Genomic DNA, 14,136 nt, shown 5'->3' on the forward strand with positions numbered 1-14,136 from the left:
AGTCTTTTTGGTAGGCTGCTCTAGCCCTAGAGCAGCCTATTTTTGCTTTAGGATCAGGGCTAGGGGTAAGCGACTTTGGCTGGCGCTGCCTCGTCTAGCTATTTTGTTCACGGTTAATGTAGTAGTACACCCATGAAAACCTCCATAACGCAACGCATTTCTAGCCTGATTAGCTGGGTACTGGTGGCCGATCTGGGGCTGGTGCTGCTCAGTTTGGGCTGGTTTCTGGTGGCCGTGCTGGGGCGCAGCATGAATCTCGATCTGGGCCTCGACCTCTGGTACTCGCTGTGGAACCCGCTGATTTTGCCCGCCCTCAGCGTGCTGATGGCAGGCGCGATCGCCAGCGGTGTGGTCGGTTGGGTGGGGCGACGGTTTAACACCGACCCCTCCTAGGAATTGCGGGTTCAAGGTGTCAGGTTCAAGGTATAGGGGTGCAGCCCTGAACCCGATACCCTGAACCCTAAATCTGATATCCCGATCACCACATGCGCTGGGTGCGGGTATACCAGCGCAGCAGCACCCGCGCCAGCCGCTCGCTGTGGTGGCGAACGGTGAGGTCTTCGCTCTCCTCCATCACGTTGGCGGCAATAATGCGCCGACCCGAGTCGAGAATAGCGGCGCGATCGAGCAGCACCGGCCCTACCCCCGCCCGAGCGTAGTGGCTAATTACCGGGTCGGAGGGCATCACCTTTTGCACCAGTACTGCGTCAAACAGGTAGCAGCCGCAGGCCGAGTCGATCGCCCGAATGTGGTCAGACACCGAAAACCCATCGGTCTCGCCGGGCTCGGTCATAATGTTGCACACGTAGATTCGAGGTACCTGCCGGGCCGCGATCGCCTTCACCAGATCGGGCACCAGCAGGTTGGGAATAATGCTGGTGTAAAGGCTGCCAGGGCCAATCACAATGTAGTCGGCCTCCTCGATCGCCTTGATCGCCTTGGGCAGCGGCGGTGGGTTAGGCGGCAGGCAGCCAATGTGCACAATGTGACCCCGCGCCTCGGTGATCTTTGACTCCCCCACAATACGACGACCGTCGCTCAGCTCGGCCCACAGCTGCACATCCACCGAGGTCGAGGGCAGCACCTGACCCCGCACCGCCAGCACCTTAGAGCTAGCGGCAATGGCCTGCTCCAGATCCCCCGTAATCTCGTTCATGGCGGTCAAAAACAGGTTGCCAAAGCTGTGGCCCACTAGCCCACTGCCCGACTCAAACCGATACTGAAACAGCTCGGTGAGCAGCTTTTCCTCGTCGGCCAGCGCCGCCAGACAGTTGCGAATATCGCCCGGCGGCAGCACCCCCATTTCGCGCCGCAGCCGCCCCGACGAGCCGCCATCGTCGGCCACGGTGACAATGGCGGTAATGTTGGAGCTGTACCGCTTCATGCCGCGCAGCAGATTAGACAGCCCGGTACCGCCGCCCACCACCACAATCCTGGGTCCGCGCGACAGTCGCCGCTGGGCCAGCAGCGCGTCTAGCAGGTCTTCCTCATTGCCGGGAATGAGCACATCGGTAATCGCGCCCACGGTGCGGCTTTGACCCCAAAAAATGAGTCCTAGCCCCAGCAAAATGCCCAGCGGGCCGCTGACGTAGTTGGGCACGTGGGTGGTGAATGCCCGCAGGGCCGCCCCCAAAATCTGCCCTGTATAAAACACCGGCGTGAGCTTGAGCCAAATCATTACCCCCACACCCACCGTTAGCACGCCAGCCATACTTAAGAACAGCCACCGCTTCACCAACAGCCCTGGGGCCAGCCACCACAGAAGTCGATTCACCCGCCGGGGCGGGGCCAGGGTGAGGGTCTCCCGTCTAACCCGACGAAAGAGCCGGGCCAGGGCCGTATAGAAGAATTTTAAGAACATGAAAGGAGGTCGATAGCGATCTGACCAACCTGAGAGGCGGGTAAAAACAGGCGTTTGCTGCTGCCCTCGGCCATTTAGCTGCCCTACCCAGGCCGATAGTTGACCAACCCTGACGACCCGCCCTCGCGATCGGTCTTAAACATCCTCAGGTAAACACCTGCAGATGTTTTAAGCCGTCTCTGATAGGATTGAGCACCAGCGCCTTCGATTTTAGCGGCTATTTGATAGAGTCAAAGCATGGATATACCCCCAAAGCTATTAATGCTCGGTAAAGCCACCCGCCTCGCTGAGCCGACCCAGGCGGATCGATCGCCACACCTGCGTGGGTACACACATCGGTAAGGTCTATGCCCGATTCCCCCAACCGTGGCCCTGATGCTGGGCCGCCAGCCGTATCCTTAGCCCTAGGGTTAGCCTCGCCGGGTGACCTGCCCCCCGCCGACTGCGGCGATGAGGTGCTGCTCGAACTGCGGGGTATTTCTAAGCAGTTTGGCGACAACCAAGTGCTCGATAACGTCGATCTAACCCTGTATCGGGGTGAGGCAGTGGCTATTATTGGCCCCTCGGGCACCGGCAAATCGACGATTTTAAGAATTATTGCCGGTCTGCTTCCCCCCGACGAGGGAGAAATCTACGTGCAGGGGCGCAGGCGAGAGGGGCTGATTGAAGATTCCCCTGACCCGGTGGGCATTGGCATGGTGTTTCAGCAGGCGGCCCTGTTTGACTCGCTCACTGTGGAAGAAAACGTCGGGTTTTTGCTCTACCAACACTCCAAGCTGCCCGCCCGCCAAATTCATCAAATTGTCGATAACGTGCTCGACATGGTGGGGCTGCCAGGGACCGGCAAAAGCTACCCGGCGGAGCTGTCGGGCGGTATGCGCAAGCGGGTCAGTTTTGCTCGGGCGATCGTGTCAAACCCCGAAAACCCTCAGGATCGTCCAGCGCTGCTGCTGTACGACGAGCCGACGGCAGGGCTTGACCCGATCGCCTCAACGGTAATTGAAGACCTGATTCGCTCGATCAAGGGCAACAATGGATGCAGTTCTTACCTGATCGTCACCCACCAGGACAGCACCATTCGCCGCACCGCCGATCGCGTTATTTTTCTGCACCAGGGCAGAATTCAGTGGCAGGGGCCGGTAGCGGAGGTCGATGACACCGACAACCCCTTCGTGCGACAGTTTTTTAGCGGCCGGGTTGAAGGCCCGATTCAAATGGTGCATTAGCACCTGGGCAACGCTTTACCTAGCCCAATCCCGGCGTCACCCCCGGGCAGGTAGGGTGAATTCAGGGGAGAATGGATCGGTGATTACGTCAGTTCCGGGTTAAGGGTAAGAGGCACCATGCGGGCAAGGGCAATTCGAGAAGGGTCGGTGGGGTTGCTAATCTTAATTGCGGTGGGGTTGTTTGGCGGGCTGGTGCTGTGGCTGCGCGGGCTTAACCCCGGCCAGCGCACCTACCGGGCAACGCTGGTGTTTGCCAACACGCTGGGTATGCAGGATGGCACTAGCGTGCGCTACCGGGGGGTGCCGGTGGGGCGCGTGCTCAGCATTAACCCCAGCACCAACGCTGTCGATGTGGTGGTAGAAATTCTCGATAGCGAGCTGCGCATTCCGCGAGACTCGTCGATTTTTGTGAACCAGTCGGGGCTGATTGGCGACACCACCATCGACATCACCCCCCTGCGCCCGCTAACGCCGCCGGAGCTGGCCCTCAACCCGATTGGCGAAGGCTGCCCCGAGACGATCATCTGCAACGGCGATCGCCTGATTGGCAACGTAGGAGCCAGCTATGAGTCGCTGCTGCGCTCGGCGGAAGAGTTGGCCAGCACCTTTTCTGATCCAGAGCTGGTCAACGACCTGAAGGTCACCCTCGACAATGCGGCCACCCTCACCGAGACCGCCAACCTGCTGTCGTCAGAGCTAGTTGTGCTGTCACAGCAGTTGCGTACCGACCTGGGGCCGCTGCTGGCCTCGGCCAACCGCGCCACCGACAACGTGGCCAACGCCGCCGCCCAGTTTGAGCTGACGGGCATCGAAGTCAACCGCCTGGTGCTGACCAACCGGGGCACCCTGGTCACCACCCTCGACAACGTCAGCCGCAGCGCCACCAACTTAGAGGCGATTACCACCACGCTCAGACCGACGATTCAAGACGGCGAACTGCTGGCCAACCTTGAACTCCTCTCTGCCAATGCCGCCCTGGCCGCCGCCGATATTCGCTCGATTACGGGCACCTTTAACAGCCCAGACAACCTGGTCATGCTGCAGCAAACCCTCGACTCAGCCCGCAGCGTATTTCAAAACGCTAACAAGGTTCTGGCCGATGTGGATGAACTCACGGGCGACCCAACCGTACGCCAGAATTTACGCGACCTAATCAATGGCCTCAGCGGCCTGGTTTCGCTGACCCACCAGCTTGAGCAGGCGAGCCAGGTGGCAGGCTCACTCACCCCCGCCGCTGGAGAACAGGTGGAGCGAGTGACGTTTACCCCCGTACCTGCTCCACCGGCTGCGAGCGGGGCAGGCCCCACCCCGGTGACCATTACCCACCAGGGGCAAACTTACCAGCTTGACGTGCACTCGATACAGGCCCGCTAGGGCCTGCTCTCTCAGCCGCTACTGCCTCTTTTTGCTATGGCTCAAGACCGCGCCCTAGACGACAACGATTTTTTTCAGTTCGAGTCCGACTTTGTGGAGTCGCTGCGCTGTATTCCCATGCAGGTGCGGCTCAAGCTCGACACCTGCGGCGTTAAGCTCAAGCTAGAGCACTGGCACCGCTTTAGCGCGGCCGATCGCGAGCGGCTCACCCAGCTGCCCTGCGGCGATCGCGCCACTACCGTCACCTACACCGCCTACGTGCAGGCCCTGGTGCATCGGGTACAGGGCGCGCCCGCCTCGACCCTRGMCATCGACCCCCACCCCCCCTGGCACAATGGGGATAACGTTCCCCCTGAGGTGCAGGCTCAAGCCAAGTCTTTGGGGGCCAGCATTGGGTTGGCGCAGTGGCGATCGCTGCGCCCCCTGCAGCGCTTTGCCCTGATCAAACTCAGCCGCGCCAGCCACGAAAACCGCAACTTTTACCCCGCTTTGGTAGAGTTTGGGCTGGCCCAGCCAGCGGCGTCCGTAGACCAGGCTTAGGCTGCCCTTAATCAGACCTCAGCCATAATGGGGGTGCCCCCTCCATCCCTAGCCCTATGGTCACTCTGCAAGCCAGCCCTACCACTCCGACCCAGGCCCAGCTCCAGACCACCCGGCAGCGCCTTGACGCCTACATTCAAACCCTGGCCAGCCACCCCGATCGCCGGGAGGGGGCGCTGCCCTACTACCTGTTTCACGACGCCAATACCCCAATCAAGGGCACCGTCTTGATGTTCCACGGGTTTAGCGCCAAGCCCCACCAGATGTCGCGACTGGCCGACTACCTGTTTCGCAACGGCTTCAACGTGTACCAGGCCACCCTGGCGGGCCACGCCTACCGCATTCCCGATAAATACTGGCCCCAGGTCGATCTCAAACCCGAGATTTTGGTCCCTCTGCGCAAAAAAGTCGACGCCGACCCGGTACTGCAAGCCTTTTTGGCCAATCTGGCGATCGCCAGCGAGGGGGGTGCGGTATCGCCCTCGCCGGTGCAAATGATGGGGCTGGTGGCCCGCCTGCGCCAGCTAGAACCGCGCCTGCTCGACATTATTGCCGCCATCGAAAAGGAAAACGCCCCCGAATTTGACCGCTATTTTGTGTCGTCGCACCTGAACTACCTCAGCGATGGCCAGGCCCGGCTAAACGAGCTAGAGGCCATACCGGGGCCAATTTACACCCTTGGGCTGTCGGTAGGCGGGGCCGTGGCCCTGGCGTTGGCGGCTCGCCATCCTCAGCGGGTGACCAAGGTGGTCGCCTTTGCGCCGCTGCTGGAGGTGTATGGCGAAACCCGCGAGCGCTACGTTAACCTGGCTGGCCCGCTCGACATTCGCGAGTTTGGCTGGGATGATTTGCAGTTTCCGCTGGGCTGCTTTACCGCCGCCAACCAGTTTGGTGCCTTTGTGCGAAAACCTGACAACGTGGCCGCCCTGCGCCCTACGCCCACGCTGATAGTTTTGACCGAAAACGAAGACGCCGCCGACATTCAAACCAGCCAGAGTTTCGCCCAGTCGCTGACCCGCGCCTCTCTCTTTAAGCGCTACGACAACCACTACCTCTACACCTTCCCCAGCGCCGCCCTGGTGCCCCACCCGATGGTTGACCCGCTGGAGCGCAGCCAAAACATGAGCAACGGCTACTGGAAGCCCATGTACCAGGAGACGCTGCGCTTTTTGAGCCAGACCGAGTTTAGGGCCAGCAGCCTGGAGCAGATCGGCGAAGTAGCAGGTCTGCCACCGATTCCCCCCCTGTGACCCAATGTTTGTCTGTACCTGCCTAGTGCAGCGTCAGCGCTAGAAATTGGAGTGTCGTAGGGTGCATAACGCTAAGGCGAGGCTTCGCCAACGCGAAGCAATGCACCACGGAAAAACTATGCCGAGGATAGGCATATCCTTCGGCCTATGCGATCGCGCAGTTTCACCAATCGGTCCCCCACCCCTCTAGGTTTTGGCAAAAGCTAGGCTTTCAAATTATCTGAGTTTGCCTGGTGCTTCGGCATCGGGCAAACACCAGCATCATGCTGGCCAAACCCCTGCGATAGGAATAGATAGTGATCTAAGACTAATGCTCATCACCGTCGTAAATCCACATGGACTGGGTTTGACCAGCTCGGGTAAAGCCACATTTTTCGTAGAATGCGATCGCTCCCTCATCCGCTACCAGCATATGCATGTGTAGTCCTGCATACCGCTGCTGTAAACGGGTCATAATTTGCCGACCAATGCCCTGGCCCTGGTAAGCTGGGGCCACCAGCAAATGGGGATAGTAGACCACCAAAAATCCGTCAGAAATGGCATTGCCAAGGCCAACGAGTTGGTCACCATCCCAGGCAGAAATTAGCGCGTGAGAATTGAGCAAGGCCTGTTGCAGGGCCTCGGGTTTGTGGGTGGCTGACCAGTTATGAGCCTGGTAGAGCGGCAGAATTTGCTCCAGCTCCAGGTCTCGTCGCTCAGAGAATGTGATCATTGGCTTTAGCCCAGGGCGGTCGAGCCCACATTAGATGTAGACAAATACGAACCCAAAACCGGGGCGTCTTCACCTAGCTCAGTTTGCAGGTGAGCTTGCCGCCGCCGGCTTCGCTGCCGAGTTCGCCATAGTTCACCAAACCGACGGAGAAGGGGGATACCTTCCAGATCTCGCTGCAGTACTCGGCGATGGAGCGATCGCTCGAAAAGCTCCCCATTCGCACCGAGTTGAGAATGGCCATGCGGGTCCAGCTGTCGGTGTCGCTGTAGGCTTGGCCCACGATTTGCTGGCAGTCAACGTAGGCCTGGTAGTCGGCCAGCAGCATAAAGGGGTCGTGGTAGAGCAGCTTGTCGAGCAGGGGCCGAAACAGATCGCGATCGCCCTGGGAGAAGTGGCCGGAGGCGATCAGATCGATCGCGTCTTTGAGCAGCGGGTTGCGCTCGTAATAGCTGTAGGGACTGTAGCCCTCGGCCTTAAGGGCCACCACCTCGGGGGCGGTGAGGCCAAACAAAAAGAAGTTCTCGGCCCCCACGGCGTCGCGAATTTCGACATTGGCCCCGTCGAGGGTGCCGATGGTGAGCGCCCCGTTCATGGCAAACTTCATGTTGCCGGTACCCGAAGCCTCGAACCCGGCGGTGGAGATCTGCTCGGAGAGGTCGGAGGCGGGGTAAATGCGCTGGCTGTTGGTGACGTTGTAGTTGGGCAGAAAAATCACCTTAATTTGGTTGCGCAGGTCGGGGTCTTTGTTGACCATGTCGCCCACGGCGGTGATCAGCTTGATCATCAGTTTGGCCATGTGGTAGCCGGGGGCCGCCTTACCGCTGAAGATAAACGTGCGAGGGGTGATGGTGAGGTTGGGGTTTTGCTTGAGCTGGCTGTAGAGGGTGACGATGTGCAGGGCGTTGAGGTGCTGGCGCTTGTACTCGTGGATGCGCTTCACCTGCACGTCGAACAGCGAGGCGGGGTCAACCAAAATGCCAAACCGCTCGTGAATGCGGCCCGCCAAATCGCGCTTGACCGCCTGCTTAATGCTGCGCCACTCGTCGCGGAAGCCAGCGTCGGCGGCCAGGGGTTCAATTTGTTTGAGGTCGTCGAGGTGCTTGATCCAGCGATCGCCGATACGTCCCGAAATCAGCGTGCTCAGGCGCGGGTTGCTGAGCACCAGCCAGCGGCGGGGGGTGACGCCGTTGGTCATGTTGGTAAACTTTTCGGGAAACAGCTCGTAGAAGTCGCGCAGCACCGTTTCTTTGAGCAGCTCGCTGTGCAGGGCGGCGACGCCGTTGATGGTGTGGCTGCTGACGCAGGCCAGATTCGCCATGCGCACGTAGCGATCGCCGCTTTCGTCGATCAGCGACATGCGGGCTAGGCGATCGCTGTCTTTGGGAAACTTCATCCGCACCAGCTCCAAGAAGCGGCGGTTGATCTCGTAGATGATTTCCAGATGGCGGGGTAGCAGCTGGCCAAACAGGCTGACGGGCCACTTCTCCAGCGCTTCAGGTAACAGCGTATGGTTGGTGTAGGCGAGGGTTTTCTGGGTAATTTCCCAGGCCAGGGTCCAGTCGAGGCCGTGCTCGTCGAGCAGCAGGCGCATCAGCTCGGCACTGGCGATCGCCGGGTGGGTGTCGTTGAGCTGAATGGCAAACTTCTCGTGGAACTGCTCCACGGCCATGCCCTGGCCCTTCAAAATGCGAAACATGTCTTGCAAAGAGCAGGAGACGAAGAAAAACTGCTGCTCCAAGCGCAGCTGCTTGCCCTCAATTTTTTCGTCGTTGGGGTAGAGCACCTTCGAGATGTTTTCGGAGGCGACCTTGTCTTCGACCGCGCCGTAGTAGTTGCCCCGGTTAAACACCTCAAAATCAAAGGACTCGATCGCCTCGGCCTTCCACAGCCGCAGGGTGTTAGCGGTATTGACCTGGTACCCCAAAATTGGCGTGTCGTAGGGCACGCCCAGCACCTCGCGAGCGGGTTTCCAACGCACCCGGTAGCAGTCGTGATTGTCGGTGTAGGTTTCGGTGTGGCCGCCAAACTTGACCTCAACACACCACTCGGGCCGGGCCACCTCCCAGGGGTTGCCGTAGCGCAGCCACTTGTCGGTGCGCTCAACCTGCCAGCCATCGCGCAGGTCTTGCTCAAAGATGCCAAACTCGTAGCGAATGCCGTAGCCCACCGACGGAATCTCTAGCGACGCCAGCGAGTCGAGGTAGCAGGCCGCCAGTCGCCCCAGGCCGCCATTGCCCAGCCCCGGCTCCTCCTCCTGGGCCAGCAGGGTGTCAAAGTTCAGGCCCAGCTCTTCCATCGCCTGCTTGACCTGCTCGTAAATGCCCATGTTGATCAAGTTGTTGCCCAGGTGCGGCCCCATCAAAAACTCCGCCGACAGGTAGCAGACCGTGCGGGCGCGGTGCTGGGTGTAGTTTTCGGCAGTGCCGTTCCAGCGGTGCAGCATGCGATCGCGCACCAGGTGGGCCAGGGCCATGTAGTAGTCGTGCTGGGTGGCCAGCGACACGGGCTTGCCCTGCACATAGAACAGGTTGTTGAGAAAGGCCCGCTTGATGCTCTCAATGTCGTTGGCGGTGCGCTCCTTAGCCAGGGCTGTGGCAACCGCAACGTCTACCGGAGATGGGGTATCCATAGGTGATTCGTCCTGGATCGGGAAATGAGCAGTGACCCTTTGATCAGATCAAATTGCGCGATCGCCCACTGTGGCCTACAGCACGTTTTAACCTTTGTTTAGGAATGGCCCATCACATAGCTGTCGAACCATCGAAACTGCTCCCAGAGCACGTGCTCTATGCTCTCTTTGGCCCGGTAGCCGTGGTCCTCAAAGGGCAGCAGCACCAGCCGAGTTGTGCCGCCCGACCCGCGCACGGCTTCGTAAAAAACCTGAGACTGAAACGTGGGGGTACCGGGGTTAGAGTCGTCGTCGCCGTGGATGATCAGCACCGGCTGGTTGATTTGGTCAGCGAAGAAGGTGGGCGAAAGCTGCACGTACGCATCCCTCGCCTCAAACAGAGAACGCCGCTCGGCCTGAAAGCCAAACGGCTGATTCGTTTTGTTATACGATCCGCTGCGGGCAATACCGGCCCGAAACAGATCGGTGTGCGCCAGCAGATTCGCCACCATCAACCCGCCGTGGCTGTGGCCAATAACGCCAATCCGTTCAGGATCAGCCACGCCCATCTCAACGGCCTTCGCCACGGCAGCTTCCGCATCGGCCACCAGCTGAGGAACAAAGGTGTCGTAGGCGGTCTCAGGATCGCCGAGGATCGGCATGGCGGTCTGGTCGAGCACGGCGTAGCCCTGCAGCAAAAAGTAGAGGTGAGAGGCCCCGTACAAACGCATAAAGCGCTGGGCCGAGCCCCTTACCTGCCCGGCGATCGCGGCCCCCGAGTACTCCATGGGGTAGGCGTAGAGCACCGTGGGCAGCGGTGTGCCCGCCTGGTGGCCGGGGGGCAGATACAGGTGAAAGCTGAGCGGAATGCCGTCGCTGCGCTCGTAGCGCACAATTCGTTTCTCGATCGCGCGCAGCTGAGGGGTGGGGTCTTTGAATTGCGTAATCGGCTGGCGCGTCAGGGCATGGGTAGCTTCGCCCGCCGCCGACTCGATCGCCTCGCCGAAGGTGGCCAGGTAGTAGTTGGGTACATCAATGGCAGACTCGGAGCGCAGGATGACGCGATTTTCATCACCAGCAAAGGCCACCACGTACTCGTAGCGATCGGGCGCGCAGCGAAACAGGCGCTCGGTTTCCCCGGTGACCAGGTGGCGCAGGTCGAGGAAGGGGCGATCGCCCTCGTCCGTCGCACCGCTGCCGCTGAAGTAGACCGCCTCGCCCCGCTGGCGCAGCACCCGCCGCCCGTTGGGCAATGTGCGAAACAGAGGGTGGCCGGGGTCGCCGTAGCGATCGCCCTCGTTCAAATCAAACCACAGGCGCGACGTACCCTTGTCCACATCCAGCAGCCAGACGTAGCGCCAGCGGCGAATGCGCTCGTGCTGAGTAAGCATCAGCGTGCTGCCCTCCGCAGTCCAACCACAACGCTGCGGCTGAATCCGGTGCTCGGCTTTGAAAACGACTTCAGGCTCCGCCGTAAAGGGAGCCTCTAGACGCATGAGGCGATCGCGGTGGGGCACCTCAGCCACAGGGTCGCCGCCGTCGAGCGCCTCAACCCAAAATAGCGTGTGCGGCGCAGTAGCCCGCCAGGTCACCGAGCGGGGGCCGAGGGGCACACCGTGGGCTGGCACCGCATCGGCCACGGGCAAAGCCGCGATCGTGGCGACGCGATCGCCCTTCTCAGTCCACACCTCGGTCACGCTGGCAAAGCGCCACCAGGCCACCTCGTGCGACCAGGGGCCAACCAAACGCTTGATCAGCAGGTACTCCCCAGACGGCGAGAACTTAGCCCTGGCATAGGGAGCCGGGGCACCGATGATGTTGACCTGGCCAGTTGCTGGGTCAATAATTACCAGCTCAGAAGTGGCGTAATACTCAAACAGGGCATCGTCGTGGGCCGTCTCTAGCAGGTTGCGGGCCTCGTAGGTCGATCGCGATGAGGCCCCCGCCCCTTCCACAATCCCTGGCCCCACTGGGATAGCTGGCGGCTCAGGAACTGGCCCCCGCGCCGGAATGCGGCGAATCAGCAGTCGATGCTGATCGGGTAGCCAGCTCACGGCGGTGCCCAGCAGCGGGTTGAGCGCCAGCCCCTCAAGCTCGACCACATCGCCTGCCACCGAGCCTACCCACAGACCGATATGGTCGCTATGCCTGACGCTGAGCGCAAAGCGCTGGCCATCCGCCGTCCATTTCACCTCCAGAATCTCGACCTCCCCAGGCAGATCGAGCGGGGTCATGGCTCCGTTCTCAACCCGAACCAGGCGCGGCGAGGTGCCCCCGTGCCGACCGTGGTAGTCGTTAAGCGCAGGATTGAGCCGAATGCCAGCCAGCTTGTGCATGGGCGCAGCCAGTTCGGCCAGAGGCGGGTAGAGCACCGGGTCGGCCAAGAGCAAATACTCTCCGCCGGGTGCCGTCCACACGTAGGGCAGCTGCGGCGCGTGGAGCACCTCCAGCACCTCTTTGGATGGAGACTGCCACCCGGTAGTCGATGTCAGGCTGTCGTCAAATGCCCCTGCGCTTGCCGCCGTCATAAATGCTGCCACTGTTAACCCTAGGATCACTCCCTTCAGTTTCACTCGCTATAGGGTAAAAAGGCTGCTCTACGCAAGCAAAAGAGTTTTGATGCTTGTTATATCGGCTTATTTAGACCAGATCACAGAATTCTGTATGACCGGGTTGCTGAACAGTTGGGGACCATCCATCAAAAAAGCCCGTAGGGAAAGCCTACGGGCTAGACATCAGGGGGAAACAAATTACAAAACGCTGGCGAGCTAGGCGCTGCGGCGGCGGGGGCGCTTGCGCTCTGACTTTTTCTTGTAGCCGATGGCCTGGGCGGCGTTGCTGTCGGGGCCAAACTGAGCCCGCACCGCTTCTTTCATGCTCAAAATGGAGTTGTGAAACTCCCACTCGGCCTGTCGGGCCGCATCGGCGGCGGCTTTGACCATGGCTTGCAGCTCGGTTTCTTTTTGCTGCATGGCCAGCATGGCGTCAAAGTTAGCTTTGAGGGCTGCGGGCGACGCATCGGTGCGAACGGGGGTGTAGCCTGCGACGGTGCCGAGGCCGTTGAGGGAGTCTATATCGTTACTGATGGTTTTGACGGGCAGACGACGGGTGATGTTGACGACGGGCATGGTGGATACACCTGTAGTAGTGGGTTTATAGCGAACAGAGCCAAAGCGCCTGCCTGAATAGATCTCAGGAGGGATAGCGAGCATTGGGGGCAGCGACGAAGGTTAGGTCAGGCGGCGCGAGACGACGGTTGGGGCGAGGCGTTGTCTCGTCTGTTGCCAAGATTGCCCGGTGCAAGAAGCCGATCGCGGCCTCGATTTGAAAGATTGTGACCCAACACCAGCGGTTTTGATAAAGCCTAGATGAATGTTGCAGCGGGTCGCAGCGAGTTTTGGTCCCACAATAGCGATGCAGCGCGGGAATGATTGATTTGCTGCAATGACAGAAGCATTGCGCATTGAGCAGGTGAGAGTGCAGCGGGCGACTATTCGAAGTTGCTCTATGACAGAAGCATTGTGTATTGACAACTTAAAAGGTTGCGCTGTTGCAGAAGCATTGTCGCGCCGCAACTTAAGATGTTGCGGCGCGACAATAAGAAGTTGCGCCATCGCATTAAAGAGTTGCGGCTTGACAATCGAATGTTGCGCTGTCGCACTAAAGGATTGCGGCCTCACACTAAAGGATGCAGCCCTGGCAACAAAGCGGTGGGGTGCTGCAATAGGCGATCGCGCCAGAGCAGGGAGAGGTGTTTGACTACCTGCTGCACTACCGACAGTTAGGTTAGGCCTGCTAAGGGTTGAGCGACCGAACCGATCGTCATGATCTTAAAAGGCACAAGAACCCTGGCCACTTGTCTTCTTGTGAGACAGAACCCCTATGCCACAATAGGAGCAAGCCTCACCCCTACTTAGCCCTATGACTGCTGCTACAGACCTGCGATCGCTGAGTGTGCAAGATTATCACCGCATGGTAGAAGCGGGGATTTTGGCGGCAGATGAGCGGGTGGAGTTAATCGAAGGACAGCTCTATACGATGGCAGCCAAGGGGACGGCCCACAGCGCAGCGGTAACGCGTATTGATCGGGTGCTGTCGCGGCTATTGGCAGGGCGGGCGCTGCTGCGATTTCAAGACCCGGTGCAGCTAAGCGACTTTTCTGAGCCGGAGCCAGATGTGGCGGTGGTGCAGATCGACCCGCTAGATTACGAAGACTACCACCCAACGCCAGGGGAAATCTTTTGGCTGATCGAGGTGGCGGACAGCACGCTGCGGCGCGACCGTAACCTTAAAGTGCCGGTGTATGGGCGATCGGGCATTGCCGAATATTGGATTTTAGATGTGCAGGAGCGCTGCCTGTACGTGTTTCGGCAGCCGGAGGCAGGGGGCTATGGAGTGGAGCAAAAGCTCTATGAGGGAGATGCGATCGCACCCCTGGCGTTTTCTAATTGCGAGATTGCAGTGCAGGAGTTTTTGCGATCGGGTGAACAGCGGTGAGGAATAGACTGATCATCATTCGGTATCTTAAAAAATGACAGTCAGTTCAACCCTGCTCCCCTTCAACC

General features: G+C 59.9%; 11 protein-coding genes. 6 read left to right on the forward strand and 5 right to left on the reverse strand.

The features are described from left to right. Window positions 1–132 precede the first annotated feature (132 nt). Window positions 133–393 (forward strand): hypothetical protein, encoded by a 261-nt coding sequence (locus IQ265_RS15935; protein WP_194055333.1) that lies wholly within the window; start codon window positions 133–135, stop codon window positions 391–393. Between the two features lie 85 nt (window positions 394–478). On the opposite strand, the gene IQ265_RS15940 is transcribed toward IQ265_RS15935, so the two are convergent. Further along, entirely contained in the window at window positions 479–1,861 is a 1,383-nt protein-coding gene (locus IQ265_RS15940; RefSeq protein WP_194055335.1) for a gluconeogenesis factor YvcK family protein, read from the reverse strand. Between the two features lie 347 nt (window positions 1,862–2,208). On the opposite strand from IQ265_RS15940, the gene IQ265_RS15945 reads away from it, so the two are divergent. The 4 genes from IQ265_RS15945 to IQ265_RS15960 all read left to right on the forward strand — a co-directional run bounded on the left by IQ265_RS15945 (window position 2,209) and on the right by IQ265_RS15960 (window position 6,251). After that, window positions 2,209–3,087: an ABC transporter ATP-binding protein gene (locus tag IQ265_RS15945; RefSeq protein WP_194055337.1), complete on the forward strand. Its 879-nt coding sequence runs from the start codon at window positions 2,209–2,211 to the stop codon at window positions 3,085–3,087. Between the two features lie 117 nt (window positions 3,088–3,204). Next, window positions 3,205–4,461, forward strand: coding sequence for an MlaD family protein (locus IQ265_RS15950; protein WP_194055339.1), 1,257 nt, complete (start codon window positions 3,205–3,207; stop codon window positions 4,459–4,461). 36 nt (window positions 4,462–4,497) lie between these two features. Next, window positions 4,498–5,001, forward strand: coding sequence for a nitrate reductase associated protein (locus IQ265_RS15955; protein WP_194055341.1), 504 nt, complete (start codon window positions 4,498–4,500; stop codon window positions 4,999–5,001). A 56-nt stretch (window positions 5,002–5,057) separates the two neighbouring features. Continuing rightward, complete coding sequence (locus tag IQ265_RS15960; RefSeq protein ID WP_194055343.1) at window positions 5,058–6,251, forward strand: alpha/beta hydrolase-fold protein; 1,194 nt, start codon at window positions 5,058–5,060, stop codon at window positions 6,249–6,251. A 307-nt stretch (window positions 6,252–6,558) separates the two neighbouring features. Here the strand turns inward: IQ265_RS15960 and IQ265_RS15965 are convergent, their stop codons facing one another. The 4 genes from IQ265_RS15965 to IQ265_RS15980 all read right to left on the reverse strand — a co-directional run bounded on the left by IQ265_RS15965 (window position 6,559) and on the right by IQ265_RS15980 (window position 12,699). Continuing rightward, window positions 6,559–6,963: a GNAT family N-acetyltransferase gene (locus tag IQ265_RS15965; RefSeq protein WP_194055345.1), complete on the reverse strand. Its 405-nt coding sequence runs from the start codon at window positions 6,961–6,963 to the stop codon at window positions 6,559–6,561. Window positions 6,964–7,036: 73 nt separating this feature from the next. Next, a complete protein-coding gene (locus tag IQ265_RS15970; RefSeq protein WP_194055347.1) occupies window positions 7,037–9,592 on the reverse strand; it encodes a glycogen/starch/alpha-glucan phosphorylase in 2,556 nt (851 codons plus the stop codon). Window positions 9,593–9,690: 98 nt separating this feature from the next. Then, a complete protein-coding gene (locus IQ265_RS15975; protein WP_194055349.1) occupies window positions 9,691–12,099 on the reverse strand; it encodes a prolyl oligopeptidase family serine peptidase in 2,409 nt (802 codons plus the stop codon). Between the two features lie 240 nt (window positions 12,100–12,339). After that, on the reverse strand, window positions 12,340–12,699 hold the full coding sequence (locus IQ265_RS15980) for a hypothetical protein (protein WP_194055351.1): 360 nt from the start codon (window positions 12,697–12,699) through the stop codon (window positions 12,340–12,342). 793 nt (window positions 12,700–13,492) lie between these two features. On the opposite strand from IQ265_RS15980, the gene IQ265_RS15985 reads away from it, so the two are divergent. Continuing rightward, complete coding sequence (locus IQ265_RS15985) at window positions 13,493–14,068, forward strand: Uma2 family endonuclease (protein ID WP_194055353.1); 576 nt, start codon at window positions 13,493–13,495, stop codon at window positions 14,066–14,068. The last annotated feature ends 68 nt before the right edge of the window (window positions 14,069–14,136 follow it).

Source organism: Nodosilinea sp. LEGE 06152 (assembly GCF_015207525.1).
Lineage (GTDB): Bacteria > Cyanobacteriota > Cyanobacteriia > Phormidesmidales > Phormidesmidaceae > Nodosilinea.